This is a genomic window from Undibacter mobilis (genome assembly GCF_003367195.1).
Taxonomy (GTDB): Bacteria; Pseudomonadota; Alphaproteobacteria; order Rhizobiales; family Xanthobacteraceae; genus Pseudolabrys; species Pseudolabrys mobilis.
The window spans coordinates 637941-654644 of the sequence record NZ_QRGO01000001.1; the positions used below are offsets into that span (position 1 = coordinate 637941).

The window sequence follows — 16704 nt, forward strand, 5'->3', positions numbered from 1 at the left end:
GTTCAAATCGCGTCGGTTTGTCACGGGCGCCGTGGCGCCCCCCAGATGTGTGCCTTTAAAGTCGCTTCTGTTCCTTCGTCTCGGTGGTCGCGACCGGCTTCGGCGGCGTCTCCAGCGGGAAGAAGGTGTAGGACAGTGTGATGGTGTTCAGCGGATCCTGATCGGAATCTTTGACGATCGCCGGATCGACGTAAAACACCACCGCCATTTCGCGGGTTTCGCCGGGCTTCATGGTCTGCTCGGTGAAACAGAAACAGTTGATCTTGTGGAAGTAGAGGCCGACCTGCGGCGGCGTGACGTTGTAGCCCGCCTGCGCGGTGATCTCGCGCTCCGCCATGTTGATGACTTTGTAATAGACCGTCTTCACCTCGCCGATGCGAACGGTGACCGTGTTCTGCTCGGGCACGAAGCGCCACGGCAGACCCGGCGCCACATTGGAATCAAAACGAATATTCAGCTGTCGATCGAGCACCTCGACCGGCCCGGCGACGGACACCTGCGTCGTGCCGCCGAATCCGGTGGTGCGGCAGAACCAGTTGTAGAGCGGCACCGCGGCAAACGACATGCCGACCATGCCGGCGGCAACCGCGCCGCAGATTGCGGCGACGAGCGTGTCGCGCTTGACCTTGCGCGCGGGAACCGAGCGATCGGTTTGCGGGGCTTGCGTCATAGCGGGCGCACCAACACGGCCGGGCCCTTCACCAGGGTCATGGCATAGAACAGGACGACGAGCACGAACAGCGCCACCGCAATCGCGACCGAGCGCGAACGGCGGGCGCGCTGCTGCGCTTCGGTCAGCACGATGCCATCGGGGTTCTGGCCCTCGGGCTTCTTGTTGTCGTCCATGGTCATCTCCGCCTTCACGCGACCACCCTGGCGATCAGCCCGCCCCAGCCGCGATCGACCAGTAGCACCGCGTAGAGCAGGAACAGATAGAGGATCGAGAAGGCGAAAAGATGCCGGCAGGCCCGGTTGGCGGGCGAGGCCTCGCGATAGACCTGCAGCGCCAGAAAGATCATCGCCGCACCGGTGACGACCGCCACCGCGCCATAAAGCACGCTGGCATAGCCGAACAACCAGGGCGAGACGCCAAGCGGCACCAGGATCAGCGTATAAAGCAGGATCTGCAGCCGCGTATGGGCGTCGCCGGCGACATTCGGCATCATCGGCACGCCGGCGCGGCCATAGTCGCTCTTCTTGTAGATCGCCAGCGCCCAGAAGTGCGGCGGCGTCCAGAAGAAAATGATAGCGAACAGCAGCACGGGCTCGAGCGACAGCGAACCGGTCACAGCAGCCCAGCCAATCATGGGCGGGAACGCACCCGCAGCGCCGCCGATGACGATGTTCTGCGGCGTCGAGCGCTTGAGCCACATCGTATAGATGACGGCGTAGAAGAAGATGGTGAAAGCCAGCAGCGCAGCGGAGATGACGTTGACCAGCAGGCCGAGCACCACGACGGCGAAAGCCGACAGCGTGAGCCCGAAGGCCAGAGCCTCGCCCGGCCTCACCTTGCCGGCCGGCACAGGACGACGCGCGGTGCGGATCATGACCTTATCGATGTCGGCATCGTACCACATGTTCAACGCGCCCGACGCGCCGGCGCCGACCGCGATGCAGAGCAGCGCGGTGAAGGCCGTCACCGGGTGGATCGAACCGGGTGCCACGGCAAGGCCGACCAGCGCCGTGAACACCACGAGCGACATCACCCGCGGTTTCAACAGCGCGATGTAATCGCCGACCTCGGCACTGCTCGGCTCGTACAGGGCCGCATCGAAGCCCGGCTCGATGAGCCGAGCCCCGCCGGGGCCGCCGACATTCGCGCCTTCGCTGATGAGCGACATTGCCCGGCTACGCCCTTCTCAATCGCACATCACTTGATGCGCGGCAGAACCTCGAACTGATGGAACGGCGGCGGCGAGGACAGGGTCCACTCCAGCGTCGTTGCGCCTTCGCCCCACGGATTGGCGCCGGCGACACGCTTCTTCATGAACGCCTCAGCGACGCCGATGAAGAAGATCACGAGACCGACCGCGGCGATGTAGGAGCCGTAGGACGAAATCTCGTTCCAGCCATGGAACGCATCCGGATAGTCCACGGTGCGGCGCGGCATGCCGGCAAGACCGAGGAAGTGCTGCGGGAAGAAGACGATGTTGACGCCAACGAAGGTGACCCAGAAGTGCGCCTTGGCGATCGTCTCGTTGTACATGTAGCCCGAAATCTTCGGGAACCAGTAGTACCAGCCAGCGAAGATCGCGAACACCGCGCCGAGCGACAGCACGTAGTGGAAGTGCGCGATGACGTAATAGGTATCGTGCAGCACGCGGTCGACGCCCGCGTTCGACAGCACCACGCCGGTCACGCCGCCGACGGTGAACAGGAAGATGAAGCCGATCGCCCAGATCATCGGCGTGCGGAACTGAATCGAACCGCCCCACATCGTCGCGATCCAGGAGAAGATCTTCACGCCGGTCGGCACCGCGATGACCATCGTGGCCGCGATGAAGTAGGCCTGCGCGCCGGTCGACAGACCGACCGTGTACATGTGGTGCGCCCAGACGATGAAGCCGATGCCGCCGATCGCAACCATCGCGTAGGCCATGCCGAGATAGCCGAACACCGGCTTGCGCGAGAAGGTCGAAACGATCTGCGAGATCATGCCGAAGCCGGGCAGGATGAGGATGTACACTTCGGGGTGACCGAAGAACCAGAACAGATGCTGGAACAGCAGCGGGTCGCCGCCGCCTTCCGGCGAGAAGAAGGTGGTGCCGAAATTGCGGTCGGTCAGCAGCATGGTGATGCCACCGGCGAGCACGGGCAACGACAGCAGCAGCAGGAACACGGTCACCAGCACCGACCACACGAACAGCGGCATCTTGTGCAGGGTCATTCCCGGCGCGCGCATGTTGAAAATGGTGGTGATGAAGTTGATGGCGCCGAGGATCGACGAGGCGCCGGCCAGATGCAGCGACAGGATGGCGAAATCCATGGCCGGACCCGGATGGCCCGTGGTCGAGAGCGGCGCATAGATGGTCCAGCCTGTGCCGGCGCCGAGCGAGCCGGCCTCACCTTCGACGAACAGTGAGCACACCAGCAGCGCGAACGCGGCCGGCAGCAGCCAGAAAGAGATATTGTTGAGGCGCGGGAACGCCATGTCCGGCGCGCCGATCATCAGCGGCACGAACCAGTTGCCGAAGCCGCCGATCATCGCCGGCATGACCATGAAGAAGATCATGATCAGGCCGTGCGCAGTGCCGAACACGTTGTATTCGTGCGGGGTCGAGAAAATCTGCAGGCCGGGGTTCTGCAGTTCCATACGAATGGCGATCGACAGGACGAAACCGATCACGCCGGCGAACATCGCGAACACCAGGTACATCGTGCCGATGTCCTTGTGGTTCGTCGAATAAACGTAACGACGCCACCCGGTCGGGTGACCGTGATCGTGCCCGTGGGTGTCGTGCGCGCCGTGTGCTGCTGCGTTCTCGGCCATTGTCAGTTTTCCTCGACCCTGATTTCTCGTGTCGCCCACGAACTAAATTCGAATTCCGCTACGTATCACTTGACGGTGGAGAGCTCGGCCGCCGCAACCGCGTTCTTCGGGGCGTCGTCGACGGTGGCGAACTTCTTCTTCGCCGCCTCAAGCCACGCCGCATAGTCCTTTTCGTTCAGGACCTGCACCGAAATCGGCATGAAGGCGTGATCGCGGCCGCAAAGCTGCGAGCACTGGCCGTAATACATGCCTTCGCGCTCGGCCTTGAACCAGGTCTCGTTCAAACGGCCGGGGATCGAATCGATCTTCACGCCGAAGGACGGAACGGCCCAGGAGTGGATGACGTCGGCGCCGGTGGTAATGACGCGCACCACCTTGTTCACCGGAACGACCAGGCTGTTATCGACCGCGAGGAGGCGCGGCTCGCCGGGCTTGAGATCCTTCGCCTGCTTCATCAGCGAGTCGAATTCGATCTTCGCGTCCGGATAATTGTAGGTCCAGAACCACTGCTTGCCGGTGGCCTTCACGGTCAGGTCGGCCTGCGGAACCTTGAGCTGGTAGAACAGCAGGCGGAACGACGGAACGGCGATCGCCACCAGGATGAGGACCGGCACCACCGTCCAGACGACCTCGATCATGGTGTTGTGGGTGGTGCGGGAGGGGACCGGGTTGCTCTTGGAATTGAACTTCACGATCACGATGAGGAGCAGGATCAGCACGAACACCGAAATGAAGGCGATGATCCAGAGCAGGAAGTCATGAAACCACACGACATCGTGCATGACCGGCGAAGCGGCGGCCTGAAGGGTGACCTGCCACGGGTGCGGCTGTCCGGTCGCTGGACCGGCAGTTTGGGCGATCGCTGATCCGGCAGACAGAATGGCCAAGCTTGAGGCCACGAAAGCGATCAACCGCTTGAGCACGAGCATTTCTTATGCGCTCCTCGACGATAAACGGCCTTGGACAAGGCCCCTTTTTGCCCCTGCGCGCCGCCTGCCCGGTCAGGCAACCGGTACGGCTACTGACGGCTTTTGCCACGGGCGTGGCGGAGCTTGCGGTGCAGCGGCCCTAGGGGAAACCTCGCCTCTCAAACCACAAATCCAAGCCTGCCGCAATGTACCTCATTAGAACAATTCTGCGACAAACTGCGAATGCCGGAAGACGCCGGATTTGCCGTATTTCCGCCAAGCCGGAGGCGTTCACGGTATGCGATACCGCACGCCGGAATTTTTGGAGCCGGCAAAACGGCATGTTCCGGGGCGACCGTCTACAATGGTTGCCGCGGGTGATTCGGGCCGCACAAGCCGCCTCCCTGCCCCCGCGAATTCGTGCTAAAGGATTGAAGTATGAGCAATTTCAGGCAGGGCCAGCGGACAACCGCGAAGGCCGCGAGACTGGCGCTGGGCTGTGTTGCAGCTATGGCCGCGGTTTTTGCGGGATGGTCGAGCGCGGCGCTGGCGCAAGGCGCGGTGAAGTCGGTGCACAGGGATTGGCAGATTCGCTGCGACACCCCGCCTGGCGCCAAATCCGAGCAATGCGCGCTCATTCAGAGTGTGACGGCGGAAGACCGCGCCAATGTCGGCCTGACCGTGATTGTGCTCAAAACTGCCGATCAGAAGAGCAAGTTGATGCGGGTGGTTGCGCCTTTGGGCGTACTGCTGCCGTCCGGACTCGGCCTCAAGATCGACAATGCCGATATCGGCCGCGCCGGTTTCGTACGCTGCCTGCCCAATGGCTGTATCGCCGAAGTTGTGATGGACGACGAACTACTCAAGAAATTGCGCACCGGCAAGACGGCTCTGTTCGTCATTTATCAGACGCCCGAAGAGGGCATCGGCTTCCCGATGTCGCTTGCCGGGTTCGGCGAGGGCTACGACAAGCTGCCCTAGCGGACGGCAAACCCATGGCCAAAGACCTCCTCATCCTCACCACCGGCGGCACCTTCGACAAGCGCTACCCGGAGGGGCAGTGGGTGACGGAATTCACCTTTCCGCCGGGCCAGGAATCGGCCGTCACCGAAATTCTCCGGCGCGCGCGCATGGCCCCGGAGGCTTTCGCCTGTGAGTGGCTGTTCGCCGAGGACTCCACCAAAATCACCGACGCGCAGCGCGACATCATCGCCAACCGCTGCGCCAGTGCGACGCAGCGGCGAATCGTCGTCACCCATGGCACCGACACCATGACCCGGCGCATCGATCCCGAAACCGGCAAGGTGGCGGCCACGCCGAACACCGCGGCAACGATAGCCGCCCGCAAGCTGGACAAGACCGTCGTGCTCACCGGCGCTGCACAGCCGGCCGTGCTGCGCGACAGCGACACCGACTTCAATCTCGGGCTGGCAATCGGCGCGGCGCTCATGGCGCCACCAGGCGTCTATATTGCCATGAACGGGCTGGTCGCGCCGTGGGATGCCGTGGTCAAGACGGTCGTTGGCAGTTTCCGAAAATTCGAAGCGTGAGCCGATCGACCATGGCGCTGTTCAGCATCGACGAACTTGAAACCACCAGCCGTCTTGTCTACCGACAGATGAAACCGACACCGCAATATGCTTGGCCGCTTCTGGCCGAGCGCACCGGCGCAACGGTCTGGGTCAAGCACGAAAACCACACGCCGGCCGGTGCCTTCAAGGTGCGCGGCGGCATTACCTTCATCGACTGGCTGAAGCGCTCGCATCCAGCCACGCCGGGCATTGTCACGGCGACGCGCGGCAATCACGGCCAGTCCCAGGCGCGCGCCGCAACCGCGGCCGGACTACGCGCGAAGATTTTGGTGCCGTTCGGCAACTCCGTCGAGAAGAATGCCGCGATGCGCGCCTTTGGCGCCGAGCTGATCGAGTTCGGCAGCGACTTCGACGAGGCCAAAGTCGAAGCGATGCGACTCGCGGAGACCGAAGGGCTCTTTCCGGTGCCGCCGTTTCACCGCGAACTGGCGCGCGGCGTCGCCACCTACGCGCTGGAATTCTTCAACGAGGCGCGCGATCTCGACACTGTCTATGTGCCTATCGGCTGCGGCTCCGGCATTTGCGGCGTCATCGCAGTGCGCGACGCGCTCGGTCTCAAGACCGAAGTCGTCGGCGTCGTCTCGACCGAGGCGCAATGCGCCAAGCTGTCCTTCGAAGCTGGCAAGCTCATCGAAACCAATTCAGCCAACACTATCGCCGATGGCATGGCGGTGCGCGTACCGGTGCAGGAGGCGTTCGACATCTATTCCAAAGGCGCGAGCCGCATTGTCGCCGTGAGCGACGAAGAGGTCGCCGAGGCGATGCGGATACTCTATCGCGACACGCACAACATTGCCGAAGGCGCCGGTGCTGCGGCGCTTGCTGCATTGCTCAACGAGAAAGACCGGATGCGCGGCAAGAGAATCGGCATCATCCTGTCCGGCGGCAATGTCGACCTGCCGCTCTATGCCCGAATCCTGAACGGCGATCTCAACAAGCCGGCACCATAATCCGGAGGACTTGCGGCGATGAACGCCTTCGACCATCCACTCATCAAGAAAGGCATGCCGCTGCAACTGGCCAAACGGCGCGCGCGCATCGCCGCCGGCGAGAAACCTCTCGGTTGGAAAGTGGGGCTCGGCGCGCCGGCGATGATGGAGAAACTCGGGCTGCAAGCGCCGATCGTCGGCTATCTGATGCAGAGCGCGCTGATCGCCTCCGGCGGCACGGCATCGCTCAAGGGCTATACGCGACCGGTCGCCGAGCCGGAAATTGCCGTGCGCATGGCGGCGACGCCGAAGCCCGGCGCCTCGTCCGACGAGGTGCGCGCCGCGATCAAGGAGATCATGCCGGCCATCGAGATCGCCGATATGGACGTGCTGCCGACACCGGACAATCTCGACGTCATCCTCGACGACGGTGTGTTCCAGCGCCACGTGATCATCGGTGACAAAACGCGCGCCGGCGGCAGCATCGCGAACCTGACGTCGCGCGTGACGCGGCGCGGCGCGCTCATCAACAGCACGACCGATCCGGAAGCGCTCACGGGCAAGGTCGTCGACATCGTCGCCCATGTCGCGGCAACGCTGGCGGCTTACGGCGAGACGCTCCGGCCCGGCGACATCATCATCACCGGCTCGATCACACCGCCGCAGATGCTGGATGCCGGCGACACGGATTTCGGTCACGCGCTCGAACCGGTCGGCGCGGTGAGTATCGCGTTCCGTCACGACTAGCGGCGCTTGATTTCCATCAAGGTTCTCCCGGAGGCCGCGACTATGGTCGCCGCCAACCGGAGGATTGAGCGATGAAACAGTGGTCCACACATCTCGACGAGATCAAGGCGCTGATGCGTACCTTGCGCGGCGATACGCCGAACGTGATGAAGGCGTTCTCGGGCTTGGCGCAGGCTGCATCGACGCCGGCGGCGCTCGATGCCAAAGCCAAAGAGCTGATCGCGCTCGGCATCTCGGTGGCGATCCGCTGCGACGACTGCATCGGCTTCCACGTCAAGGCGGCACTCGATCATGGCGCGAGCCGCGAGGAGATCGTCGAGACGTTAGGCATGGCGATTTATATGGGCGCCGGGCCGTCGGTGATGTATGCCACCCACGCGCTCGAGGCCTACGAGCAATTGAAGCCGGAAGCCGCCAGCACCGCGGCGTGACGGCATCGCCCGGCGGCGGCGACAACAAGATACGGCCCCACAACGGACGGCGTTGCGGGGCCGCTTCTCATTCAGACCTCAGGAGCGCGTGCGCATCCTGACCTGGAAGCTGTCGAAACCGAGCTCCGCGACCTGCAGCCAGGCATAGGAGTTCGAGCGGAACGGCACCAGACTTTCATACATCGTCTTGAAGTGCGGATTGGTCTTGGACAGGTCATCGTAAATGGCGTTCGCCGCCTTGTAGCAATCCTCAAGCACAGGCTGCGGGAATGCGCGCAGCTGCGCGCCGGCCGCAATGAGCCGCAACAGCGCCTGCGGATTGACGGCGTCGTACTTCGACAGCGTCCAGATCCACGCATCGTTCGAAGCCGTGATGATGGCGGACTGGTAGTGCTTCGGCAGTTCGTTCCATTTGGCCATGTTGACGAGGTTGTGGGCCTGGCCGCAGCCTTCCCACCAGCCGGGATAGTAATAGTACTTCGCGACTTTCACGAAGCCGAGCTTCTCATCGTCGTAAGGCCCGACCCATTCGGCCGCATCGATCGTGCCCTTCTCGAGCGCGGGATAGATATCGCCGGCCGCGATCTGCTGCGGCACCGTACCGAGCTTCGACAGGATCATGCCGGCGAAGCCGCCGACGCGGAATTTCAACCCCTTGAGATCTTCGGTGGTGTTGATCTCCTTGCGGAACCAGCCGCCCATCTGCGCGCCGGTGTTGCCGGCGGCGAAGCCGATGCAGTTGAATTCCTTGAGCAGGTTGTTGAGCAATTCCTCGCCGCCGCCGTGGCGGACCCAGGAAATCATCATGCGCGGATTGAGCCCGAAGGGCAGCGCCGTGCCGAAGGTGAAAGCCGGATTTTTACCGAAGTAGTAGTAGAGCGCGGTGTTACCCATCTCCACCGTGCCATTCTGCACGGCATCGAGCACTTGCAATCCAGGCACGATTTCGCCAGCCGCGAACGGCTGCACCTGGAATTTGTTGTCGGTGATCTCGCCGATCCGCTTGGCGAAATACTCGCAGCCTCCGTACAGCGTATCCAGCGACTTCGGCCAACTGGCCGTCAGCCGCCATTTAATGGTCGGCGACGATTGGGCAATGGCAGGCGCAGCGATGGCCGAACCGGCGATCCCAGCGCCGGCGGCTTTCAGGAATTGACGACGTTTCATGGCGAGTCCCCTCTGTTGAACCGGTCCGCCGACCCGAGGGATTTCAGCCGTGATTGGCCGTTCTTATTGTCCGACTGCTATTTCCGAGAGCGCATTCCCATTCCGCATTTCATATTCTTTATTGCGTATTCCGACTTCCGCAGTCACCCACGAGCCGGCGCGGCGGCGCCAATCTTAGGGTTTTCCCGAGAAAGCGAAAGCCGAAGAATTGTTTGCAGTGCGGGAGCAATTGTCCAGACCGGCTGGTCAAATGCAGAAGTCCACGCCATAAGCGCCCTGCTTTTGTTTATGGCGAAAGACGAATGCTTCCCTGGAAAGTTCTCGACACGGCCAAGGTGCCCGGCGGCAGGAGCGAACTGCGCCTAAAGCAGCGCGGCAGCGAATTCGTCATCATGCTCGACAAACAGGAGCTGATGAGCAGCCGGCTCAGCGCGACCGAGCAGGCGCTGGCGACCATGGGCTGCGATAGCATCAAATTGCGCGACAGGCCGCGCGTACTGATCGGCGGTCTCGGCATGGGCTTCACCTTGCGCGCCGCATTGAAGGTTCTCGGCGACAAGGCCGAGATCGCCGTGGCCGAGCTGGTGCCGGCGGTGGTCGCCTGGGCGCGCGGCCCGATGGCGGAGCTGTTTGGCGGCAGCCTGACCGATCCGCGCGTCACCATCCACGAAACCGATGTCGGCGAACTGATCCGTGCCAAGCGGGTCGTCTATGACGCCATTCTGCTCGATGTGGACAATGGCCCCGAAGGCCTGACGCGCACGGCCAACGACGCGCTGTACGATACAAAAGGTCTCGCCGCCGCACATAAGGCGCTGCGCCCGGGCGGCGTGCTCGCGGTGTGGTCATCGGCACCCGATCCGAAATTCACGGCGCGGCTGAAAAAGACCGGCTTTGCCGTCAAGGAAAACCCCTTGCGCGCCAAAGGTCCGCAAGGCGGCGCCAAACACTTCATCTGGACGGCCACCAAAGGCGCGTAGGGCCACCCTCGCCAAATCGCCTTATTGTGCCTATCTCTTGGGGGCCGCTCGCTGCATGATGCGGACTTCTCAGGAGATTTTGGCCATGGACCCCGCTGCTTCCTCTTTGATCGACCGCGCCGGGCTCGACAAGGCCAAGGTGCGCGAACTCACCAGCCGCGGCCTCGAAGGTGCCGACGACGGCGAACTGTTCCTCGAATACAAGCAGACCGAGGCGCTCGCTTTCGACAATGGTCGCCTCAAGCAGGCGACTTATGACACGACGCAGGGCTTCGGCCTGCGCGCCGTCAAGGACGAAGCCGTCGGCTATGCCCACGCCTCGGACCTCTCCGAAGGCGCACTGGCCCGCGCCGCCGATGCCGTGCGCGCGGTGAAGGGCGGCTACACGGGGACCTATGCGGAAGCGCCGGGCCGCACCAACCGCAAACTCTATGACGACGTGAACCCGCTCGGCACTCCGGCCTTCGACCAGAAGGTCAAGCTGCTCGAGACCATCGACGCCTATGCTCGCGCCAAGGACCCGCGCGTGCGGCAGGTGACGGCGAGCATCGCCGCGACCTGGCAGGTGGTGGAAATTCTGCGCGCCGACGGCGAGACCTATCGCGATATCCGCCCGCTGGTGCGCCTCAACGTCTCGGTTGTCGCCGGCGACGGCGACCGTCAGGAGACCGGCAGCTACGGCGTCGGCGGCCGCGAAGGCTACGAGCGATTCATCGAGCCGTCGATGTGGCAGACGGCAGTCGATGAAGCCGTGCGCCAGGCGATGGTCAACCTCACCGCCGTAGCCGCGCCGGCCGGCGAAATGGATGTCGTGCTCGCGTCCGGCTGGCCGGGCGTGATGCTGCATGAAGCCGTGGGGCACGGCCTCGAAGGCGATTTCAATCGCAAGAAAACATCCGCCTTTGCCGGCCTGATGGGCCAGCAGGTCGCCGCCAAGGGCGTCACCGTCATCGACGATGGCACCGTGCAGCAGCGCCGCGGCTCGCTCACCATCGACGACGAAGGCACGCCGACCAACCGCACCGTGCTGATCGAGGACGGCATCCTCGTCGGTTACATGCAGGACCGCCAGAACGCGCGGCTGATGGGCATGAAACCGACCGGCAATGGTCGGCGTGAATCTCATGCCCATGTGCCGATGCCGCGCATGACCAACACCGCGATGCTCGCCGGCGACAAAGATCCGGCCGAGATCATCGCCTCGGTGAAGAACGGTCTCTATGCCGTCAACTTCGGCGGCGGCCAGGTCGATATCACCTCGGGCAAATACGTGTTCCAGTGCACCGAGGCTTACAAAATCGAGAACGGCAAGGTCACGGCGCCGGTGAAGGGCGCCATGTTGATCGGCAACGGGCCGACCGACCTGCATCGCATCGGCATGATCGGCAATGACTTTGCGCTCGATCCGGGTATCGGTACCTGCGGCAAGAACGGTCAGGGTGTGCCGGTCGGCGTGGGTCAGCCGTCGCTGCGCATGGACAAGATCACAGTCGGCGGCACGGCGTAACGCCATGAGCGAGACGTCGCAGGCCGGCACAAAACCCTCGCGAGCGCGCGCGCTCGCCAAAGGCATTGTCGATATCGTGTCGATCCTGCTCGTGGTGACGGTCGCCAAGACTGCGCTCGCCGAACCGTTCTATGTGCCATCGGGTTCGATGGAGCCGACGCTCATGATCGGTGACGAACTGCTCGCCACCAAGTTCGCCTATGGCTACAGCACGGCGTCGCTGCCCTCTTTCGTCTCGCTGCCGCAGAGCGAACGCCTGTTCGGTGCGCTGCCCAAGCGCGGTGACGTGGTCGTGTTCCGCTGGCCCGGCGACCGCAGCCAGGCCTGGGTCAAGCGCGTCATCGCTCTTCCCGGCGATCATGTGCGGCTCGAGCGCGGCACCGTCTTCATCAACGGCGAAGCGGCAACGCTGACACCGGACGGCATCGGCCAGGCCGAGAACGAGGACGGCTCGCAGGCCCCGGCCGCGCGCTATATCGAGACGCTGCCCGGCGGGCGCAAACACATCGTTTTCAAGCTGACCGCGTTCAATCCGCTCGACAACATGTCGGACACCGTCGTGCCGGCCGGCCATGTCTTTGTCATGGGCGACAACCGCGACAACTCCGCCGACTCGCGCGTGGCGCTCAAGGCCGGCGGCGTCGGCATGCTGCCGACCGCCAATCTCATCGGCCGTGTCGATGCCATCGTCGGTTCATGGGATCTGGGCATGAAGAACCAGCCGGTCTGGACCTGGCCGAAGGGTCTGCGCCTGTCGCGGTTCTTCAGCGGCGTGGAGTAACGGCGCGCCGCTTCGGGATGGCGGATTACCTCACCACCCCTGAAATGCAGCACGGTTTCTGCCGCGGCCGGGTGATCTTATCCTTCAGGAAACAGCGCGCCGACGCGCCGATATAACCGGGCCGCACATAGGTCCAGGCCCGGCATTTGTTGTCTGCCGAGCAGGCCTGCCCGCAGGCCGCGCCGACCGGATCCGCCGGCAGTTCGAAATCGCGATAGTCACCGCCCAGACGATCGATGGAAAATTCAGTGGTGCCGAGGCGCGGTTCGACGACGCCGGCACCCTTCACGCCGGAAACGCAGCAAGCGTCATCATTGCGCGGCGGCACCTTGTTCTTGAGCCAGCAGGTCGCCATGGCATTGGCCGTGCGCGGATAGGAAAAACTCCAGGCTAGACAGCGGGAATCGCGCTCGCAGCGCGCGGCGCAGACTTCCGGATCGCCGGTCCTGATCTCGAACTTGGAATAGTCGCCGCCGCGCCGGTCGAAGCCGGACTGGGCCTGTACGGCTCCCGATGACAGCAACGCAACGGCCAGCGCGGCGAACAAAACGGCCGCACGCCACATCATCCCGGTCGGTTTGAGCCACAGTCTCATGCCGGCCTGCAATCTACGTGCCCCACCTGGAGTATCGGCTTCCGCTGTCTGCGTTGCCAGCGCCCGCGCAACTAATTGTGCAGGTGCAGCATGACAGATGCCACAGAACAAGACAAAATCCTCATCACGACGATGGGAGGACGTCCTGCCGGGTACCCGCCTGTCGCCGCGGCCGATCATCGCGGCCGGACCGTGCGAACCAACGCATGGCCTGACGCGAGCCTGGCGCTGCGGCGTCCCGAGGCCCCAATGATGCATGCCCTTGCCGATCGCTCATGGAGCCCATGGGCGCGCGTGGCGCGCTTGCGCGACCATATGGCGGCGATGGATCGTTACGATCTCGCCTCCTTTGTGTTGTTCGCAGGGCTGCTGGCGCTGGTCTTCACGACCCTGCACGCTTACGCCATCACCAACGACGAAGACGTCCAGCAGCGCTACGGCGAGATGATCGTCGCCTATTACACCAGCGGCTTCAAAGACCGTTCGTTGTTTCACTTCGTCAATCTGTATCTCTATGGCGGCCTGTTCGATGTATCCGCGGTGCTGACGCAGCGCCTGTTGCCGATGATGGACCCCTACACCGTCCGTCATGTGCTCTGCGCGATTATCGGCGTCGGCGGTATCATCGCGGCCTGGGCAAGCGCGCGGCTTGTCGCCGGTCCACGCGCTGCGGCGATCGCCGCTTTCGCGCTCGCCGTGTGCGGGCCCTGGTACGGCTCGATCTTCAATCACACCAAGGACATTCCCTTTGCCGCGGCGATGATGACGTCGACCTTTTTTCTGTTGCGGCTGAGCCGCGACCTGCCGCGGCCGCGCTGGGGCGATGTCATCGGCTTCGGTCTATGCCTCGGCTGCGCACTCGGCATCCGGGTGCTCGGCCTGCTGCTTATCGGTTACACGGCACTCGCAATCTTCGTCAGTTGTCCGCGCTGGCGTGGCAATTGGCGTGACGCTTTCGAATTCTTTGCCCGTTCGGTGACGGCGCTGCTGCCGGCGTTTCTCATCGGCTACGTCATTATGCTGCTCGCCTGGCCCTGGTCGGCGCTGTCGCCGCTCAATCCGATCCGCGGCCTCATCGACTTCGGCGCATTCCACTATCAGATCCGCACGTTGCTCGACGGCCAGGTTTATGAAATGGCCAACGTACCGCGCTGGTACATCCCTGCTTATCTCCTCTACAAGTTGCCGCTGATCATGCTCACCGGCGCCATCGTGTCGCTGGGCTTCATTCTGTGGCCGCGCGACGGCAAGTCGGCTGCGGCGCTGCGACGGCGCAATGAAATGCTGCTGCTCGCCACGATTGCCGTGTTTCCGGTGCTCTGTCAGGTGATCGATCGCGGTCCCGCTTTCTGCGGCCTGCGGCATTTCCTGTTCGTTGTGCCGGTGCTCGCGGTGCTGGCCGGCATTGGCTTCGACGCGGCGTTGAGCCATGTCGCGCTCTGGCGGCCCTGGCTGGCCCGTACCGGCGTGATTGCCATCGTCGCGGTGTTCGGCTGGAACGCAGCCCAGCTCGTGGCGCTGCATCCCTATCAGTACCTTTTCTACAATCCGCTGGTCGGTGGATTGCCCGGTGCGTCGGGACGTTATGAGGGCGATTACTGGGTCACCATCATGCCGGAGGCGGTGACCGATCTCGAAAGCTACATCGCGACGCTCGACACCATCGGCGATCATACACGCCGCTATACGGTCGCGGTGTGCGGTGACCGTCTGCCCTTCGAGAAGGAAGCGAACGCCCGTCTGCAGTGGGTCTCGGACTGGAGCAAGGCGGAGTTCTTCATCGCGCCGACGCACATGAACTGCGACCGCGCGCTCGGCGGCCACGAGATCGTGCAAATCAAACGGCTGGGCGTCACGATCGGGGTCGTCAAGGACCGCCGTGGGCTGCTGACAGCCGAACTCGCAGGCCTGCCGTAAAAATATCTGCTTGAAAATTAAAGCGCCCGCCGGAGGGGCCAGCGGGCGCTTGTTGATCCGGGCGCGAGAGGGGAATTTCGCGTTAGCCTCGGATCGACGGCCGATGAGAGGGATCGGCCGTTTATCGGGAGTGCGCCGCTCAGGCGCGCTCGCTGTTCCTTTGGCGCCCGATCAAACCGCCTGACGCGCAGGTCGATTGGTCGGCGGGCGACGGAAAGCCTTGTTGTCGCCGTCCCAGGCGATGGTACGCAACCGGGCGCGATTCATCCGCCGTTCGATGGCGCGCTCCGAGAGCAGCGTCGTCGGGTCTTCCCACAGCGGCGCCGCAAAGGCGTCGTTCACGTCGGAGCGGGTGATGCCGATATCGGCCAGCATGCGACTGTCGAGACCGGCCAGCATACGGGCATCGCGGCGATGGCGGATGGCGCGGGTGGCGGCTTTGACCGAGACGACAGCGAAATTGAGGACGTTACCCAGGACGCGAGCCAGGGTTCCGGCGGCAAGCGGCAAAACGGGGTATGCGGTCGTCATGGTCAGCTCCATTTCATGCGTACGATCAAAGCGTTAATCGCCCTGATCGGACCGGCAGAACACCCGGTTCCTGCACCCGATTCCTTGCCGGCAGGGTCAATATGCGCCTGCGGTATTGATTAGTGAAACGAATGTTTTTAATCTGACCGATCAGAAACCGTGATGTGATACCGGGCCCCACGAAAACGCCCGGAATCCGTCAGCACTGCTTCTCGAGATTTGGCCCAGGAGTCGCCCATGACCGCGTTGCTCGACGCCGACCAGTTGCGCACTTTCATCGCCATCGCGGAAACCGGCAGCTTCACCAAAGCCGCCGAAGTCGTGAACAAGACGCAGTCCGCCGTGTCCATGCAGATGAAGCGTCTGGAAGAGCGTATCGACCGCCCGGTGTTCGTTCGCGACGGCCGCGCCTCCAAGCTGACCGAGGACGGCCAGCGTCTGCTCGATTACGCGCGGCGCATCATCAAGCTGAACCTGGAGACGATCGCCGCGTTCGGCGATGAGGAACTGTCCGGCCGCGTACGGCTCGGCGTGCCCGACGATTACGCCGACCGCTATTTGCCCGAGATCATGGCGCGGTTCTCGCGCGCCTATCCCGGTGTCGAACTGTCTGTGACGTGCGAGCCGTCGGTCGAACTGTGGGAGCGGATCGACGGCAACGAAATCGATCTTGCCATCGTCACCAATTGCGAATCCCAGCGCGCCGCTGAAACCTTCCGCCGGGAACGGCTGCTGTGGGTGACATCGAACCGCCACCCCACGCATACCGAAGAAATCATTCCGCTGGCGCTCGGCCGGCCGACCTGCGCGTGGCGTCGTACCGCCATCGAGAGGCTCGATGTCATGGGCCGGCCTTATCGGCTGCTTTATTCCAGCTCGAATGCCGGCGCTGTCGCCGCTGCCGTGCTGTCCGGGCTGGCTGTATCGGTGCTCGCCGAGTCGGGGCTGCGCCCCGGCATGCGCGTGCTGACGCCGGCCGATGGCTATCCCGACCTGCCGAGCTGCCAGATCGGGCTGGTGCGCAACGCGCATGAGAGCTCGACGCTGGCCAATGCGCTGGCCGAGCACATCATCTCTTCGCTCGACAACCTCTCGGAAGCGGCGATCGCGGCGGAATAAGGTCGTGAAC

Annotated in this window: 18 protein-coding genes; 10 read left to right on the forward strand and 8 right to left on the reverse strand. The window is 63.5% G+C overall.

All coding sequences use genetic code 11. From position 1 onward, the window contains the following. Positions 1–55: 55 nt before the first annotated feature. The 5 genes from DXH78_RS03030 to coxB all read right to left on the reverse strand — a co-directional run bounded on the left by DXH78_RS03030 (position 56) and on the right by coxB (position 4419). Positions 56–670, reverse strand: coding sequence for a cytochrome c oxidase assembly protein (locus tag DXH78_RS03030; protein ID WP_115515673.1), 615 nt, complete (start codon positions 668–670; stop codon positions 56–58). Then, the gene (locus tag DXH78_RS03035; RefSeq protein ID WP_115515674.1) at positions 667–846 is read right to left on the reverse strand and encodes a hypothetical protein; all 180 of its coding nucleotides are present in this window, start codon (positions 844–846) and stop codon (positions 667–669) included. Before DXH78_RS03035 ends, DXH78_RS03030 begins: the two co-directional genes overlap by 4 nt. Positions 847–860: 14 nt before the next feature. Then, positions 861–1841, reverse strand: a complete 981-nt coding sequence (cyoE, locus tag DXH78_RS03040) for a heme o synthase (RefSeq protein ID WP_115515675.1) — start codon at positions 1839–1841, stop codon at positions 861–863. Between the two features lie 29 nt (positions 1842–1870). Continuing rightward, complete coding sequence (gene ctaD / locus DXH78_RS03045; RefSeq protein ID WP_115515676.1) at positions 1871–3490, reverse strand: cytochrome c oxidase subunit I; 1620 nt, start codon at positions 3488–3490, stop codon at positions 1871–1873. 65 nt (positions 3491–3555) lie between these two features. Continuing rightward, a complete protein-coding gene (gene coxB / locus DXH78_RS03050; protein ID WP_115515677.1) occupies positions 3556–4419 on the reverse strand; it encodes a cytochrome c oxidase subunit II in 864 nt (287 codons plus the stop codon). Positions 4420–4836: 417 nt separating this feature from the next. On the opposite strand from coxB, the gene DXH78_RS03055 reads away from it, so the two are divergent. The 5 genes from DXH78_RS03055 to DXH78_RS03075 all read left to right on the forward strand — a co-directional run bounded on the left by DXH78_RS03055 (position 4837) and on the right by DXH78_RS03075 (position 8097). Further along, the gene (locus DXH78_RS03055; RefSeq protein WP_115515678.1) at positions 4837–5379 is read left to right on the forward strand and encodes an invasion associated locus B family protein; all 543 of its coding nucleotides are present in this window, start codon (positions 4837–4839) and stop codon (positions 5377–5379) included. Positions 5380–5393: 14 nt separating this feature from the next. Further along, positions 5394–5948, forward strand: coding sequence for an asparaginase domain-containing protein (locus DXH78_RS03060; protein WP_115515679.1), 555 nt, complete (start codon positions 5394–5396; stop codon positions 5946–5948). Between the two features lie 17 nt (positions 5949–5965). Further along, positions 5966–6940 carry a threonine dehydratase gene (locus tag DXH78_RS03065; protein WP_210209557.1) on the forward strand — a complete coding sequence of 325 codons (975 nt, stop codon included), beginning with the start codon at positions 5966–5968 and terminating at the stop codon, positions 6938–6940. A gap of 18 nt (positions 6941–6958) precedes the next feature. Beyond that, positions 6959–7666 carry a 2-keto-4-pentenoate hydratase gene (locus tag DXH78_RS03070; RefSeq protein WP_115515681.1) on the forward strand — a complete coding sequence of 236 codons (708 nt, stop codon included), beginning with the start codon at positions 6959–6961 and terminating at the stop codon, positions 7664–7666. A gap of 71 nt (positions 7667–7737) precedes the next feature. After that, positions 7738–8097 (forward strand): carboxymuconolactone decarboxylase family protein, encoded by a 360-nt coding sequence (locus tag DXH78_RS03075; RefSeq protein ID WP_115515682.1) that lies wholly within the window; start codon positions 7738–7740, stop codon positions 8095–8097. A gap of 78 nt (positions 8098–8175) precedes the next feature. Here DXH78_RS03075 and DXH78_RS03080 read toward each other — a convergent pair whose 3' ends face one another. After that, a complete protein-coding gene (locus DXH78_RS03080; protein ID WP_115515683.1) occupies positions 8176–9264 on the reverse strand; it encodes a TRAP transporter substrate-binding protein in 1089 nt (362 codons plus the stop codon). Between the two features lie 302 nt (positions 9265–9566). Between DXH78_RS03080 and DXH78_RS03085 the strand changes: the two genes are divergently transcribed. The 3 genes from DXH78_RS03085 to lepB all read left to right on the forward strand — a co-directional run bounded on the left by DXH78_RS03085 (position 9567) and on the right by lepB (position 12532). Next, positions 9567–10244 (forward strand): spermine/spermidine synthase domain-containing protein, encoded by a 678-nt coding sequence (locus DXH78_RS03085; protein WP_115515684.1) that lies wholly within the window; start codon positions 9567–9569, stop codon positions 10242–10244. An 85-nt stretch (positions 10245–10329) separates the two neighbouring features. Then, the gene (gene tldD, locus DXH78_RS03090) at positions 10330–11751 is read left to right on the forward strand and encodes a metalloprotease TldD (RefSeq protein WP_115515685.1); all 1422 of its coding nucleotides are present in this window, start codon (positions 10330–10332) and stop codon (positions 11749–11751) included. 4 nt (positions 11752–11755) lie between these two features. Next, on the forward strand, positions 11756–12532 hold the full coding sequence (gene lepB / locus DXH78_RS03095) for a signal peptidase I (RefSeq protein ID WP_115515686.1): 777 nt from the start codon (positions 11756–11758) through the stop codon (positions 12530–12532). A 25-nt stretch (positions 12533–12557) separates the two neighbouring features. Here the strand turns inward: lepB and DXH78_RS03100 are convergent, their stop codons facing one another. Beyond that, complete coding sequence (locus DXH78_RS03100) at positions 12558–13100, reverse strand: PAN domain-containing protein (protein WP_115517692.1); 543 nt, start codon at positions 13098–13100, stop codon at positions 12558–12560. A gap of 276 nt (positions 13101–13376) precedes the next feature. On the opposite strand from DXH78_RS03100, the gene DXH78_RS03105 reads away from it, so the two are divergent. Further along, complete coding sequence (locus tag DXH78_RS03105; protein ID WP_115515687.1) at positions 13377–15044, forward strand: glycosyltransferase family 39 protein; 1668 nt, start codon at positions 13377–13379, stop codon at positions 15042–15044. 171 nt (positions 15045–15215) lie between these two features. Here the strand turns inward: DXH78_RS03105 and DXH78_RS03110 are convergent, their stop codons facing one another. Continuing rightward, positions 15216–15575 carry a DUF1127 domain-containing protein gene (locus DXH78_RS03110; RefSeq protein WP_115517693.1) on the reverse strand — a complete coding sequence of 120 codons (360 nt, stop codon included), beginning with the start codon at positions 15573–15575 and terminating at the stop codon, positions 15216–15218. Positions 15576–15812: 237 nt separating this feature from the next. Between DXH78_RS03110 and DXH78_RS03115 the strand changes: the two genes are divergently transcribed. After that, positions 15813–16694: a LysR substrate-binding domain-containing protein gene (locus tag DXH78_RS03115; protein WP_115515688.1), complete on the forward strand. Its 882-nt coding sequence runs from the start codon at positions 15813–15815 to the stop codon at positions 16692–16694. The last annotated feature ends 10 nt before the right edge of the window (positions 16695–16704 follow it).

Coding starts and splice junctions, on each gene's coding strand:
- DXH78_RS03070 (WP_115515681.1), top strand. CDS start 6,959: ATGAACGCCTTCGACCATCCACTCATCAAGAAAGGCATGCCGCTGCAA.
- DXH78_RS03030 (WP_115515673.1), bottom strand. CDS start 670: ATGACGCAAGCCCCGCAAACCGATCGCTCGGTTCCCGCGCGCAAGGTC.
- DXH78_RS03085 (WP_115515684.1), top strand. CDS start 9,567: ATGCTTCCCTGGAAAGTTCTCGACACGGCCAAGGTGCCCGGCGGCAGG.
- lepB (WP_115515686.1), top strand. CDS start 11,756: ATGAGCGAGACGTCGCAGGCCGGCACAAAACCCTCGCGAGCGCGCGCG.
- DXH78_RS03110 (WP_115517693.1), bottom strand. CDS start 15,575: ATGACGACCGCATACCCCGTTTTGCCGCTTGCCGCCGGAACCCTGGCT.
- DXH78_RS03075 (WP_115515682.1), top strand. CDS start 7,738: ATGAAACAGTGGTCCACACATCTCGACGAGATCAAGGCGCTGATGCGT.
- ctaD (WP_115515676.1), bottom strand. CDS start 3,490: ATGGCCGAGAACGCAGCAGCACACGGCGCGCACGACACCCACGGGCAC.
- DXH78_RS03080 (WP_115515683.1), bottom strand. CDS start 9,264: ATGAAACGTCGTCAATTCCTGAAAGCCGCCGGCGCTGGGATCGCCGGT.
- DXH78_RS03100 (WP_115517692.1), bottom strand. CDS start 13,100: ATGATGTGGCGTGCGGCCGTTTTGTTCGCCGCGCTGGCCGTTGCGTTG.
- DXH78_RS03060 (WP_115515679.1), top strand. CDS start 5,394: ATGGCCAAAGACCTCCTCATCCTCACCACCGGCGGCACCTTCGACAAG.
- coxB (WP_115515677.1), bottom strand. CDS start 4,419: ATGCTCGTGCTCAAGCGGTTGATCGCTTTCGTGGCCTCAAGCTTGGCC.
- DXH78_RS03035 (WP_115515674.1), bottom strand. CDS start 846: ATGGACGACAACAAGAAGCCCGAGGGCCAGAACCCCGATGGCATCGTG.
- tldD (WP_115515685.1), top strand. CDS start 10,330: ATGGACCCCGCTGCTTCCTCTTTGATCGACCGCGCCGGGCTCGACAAG.
- DXH78_RS03055 (WP_115515678.1), top strand. CDS start 4,837: ATGAGCAATTTCAGGCAGGGCCAGCGGACAACCGCGAAGGCCGCGAGA.
- DXH78_RS03115 (WP_115515688.1), top strand. CDS start 15,813: ATGACCGCGTTGCTCGACGCCGACCAGTTGCGCACTTTCATCGCCATC.
- DXH78_RS03105 (WP_115515687.1), top strand. CDS start 13,377: ATGATGCATGCCCTTGCCGATCGCTCATGGAGCCCATGGGCGCGCGTG.
- cyoE (WP_115515675.1), bottom strand. CDS start 1,841: ATGTCGCTCATCAGCGAAGGCGCGAATGTCGGCGGCCCCGGCGGGGCT.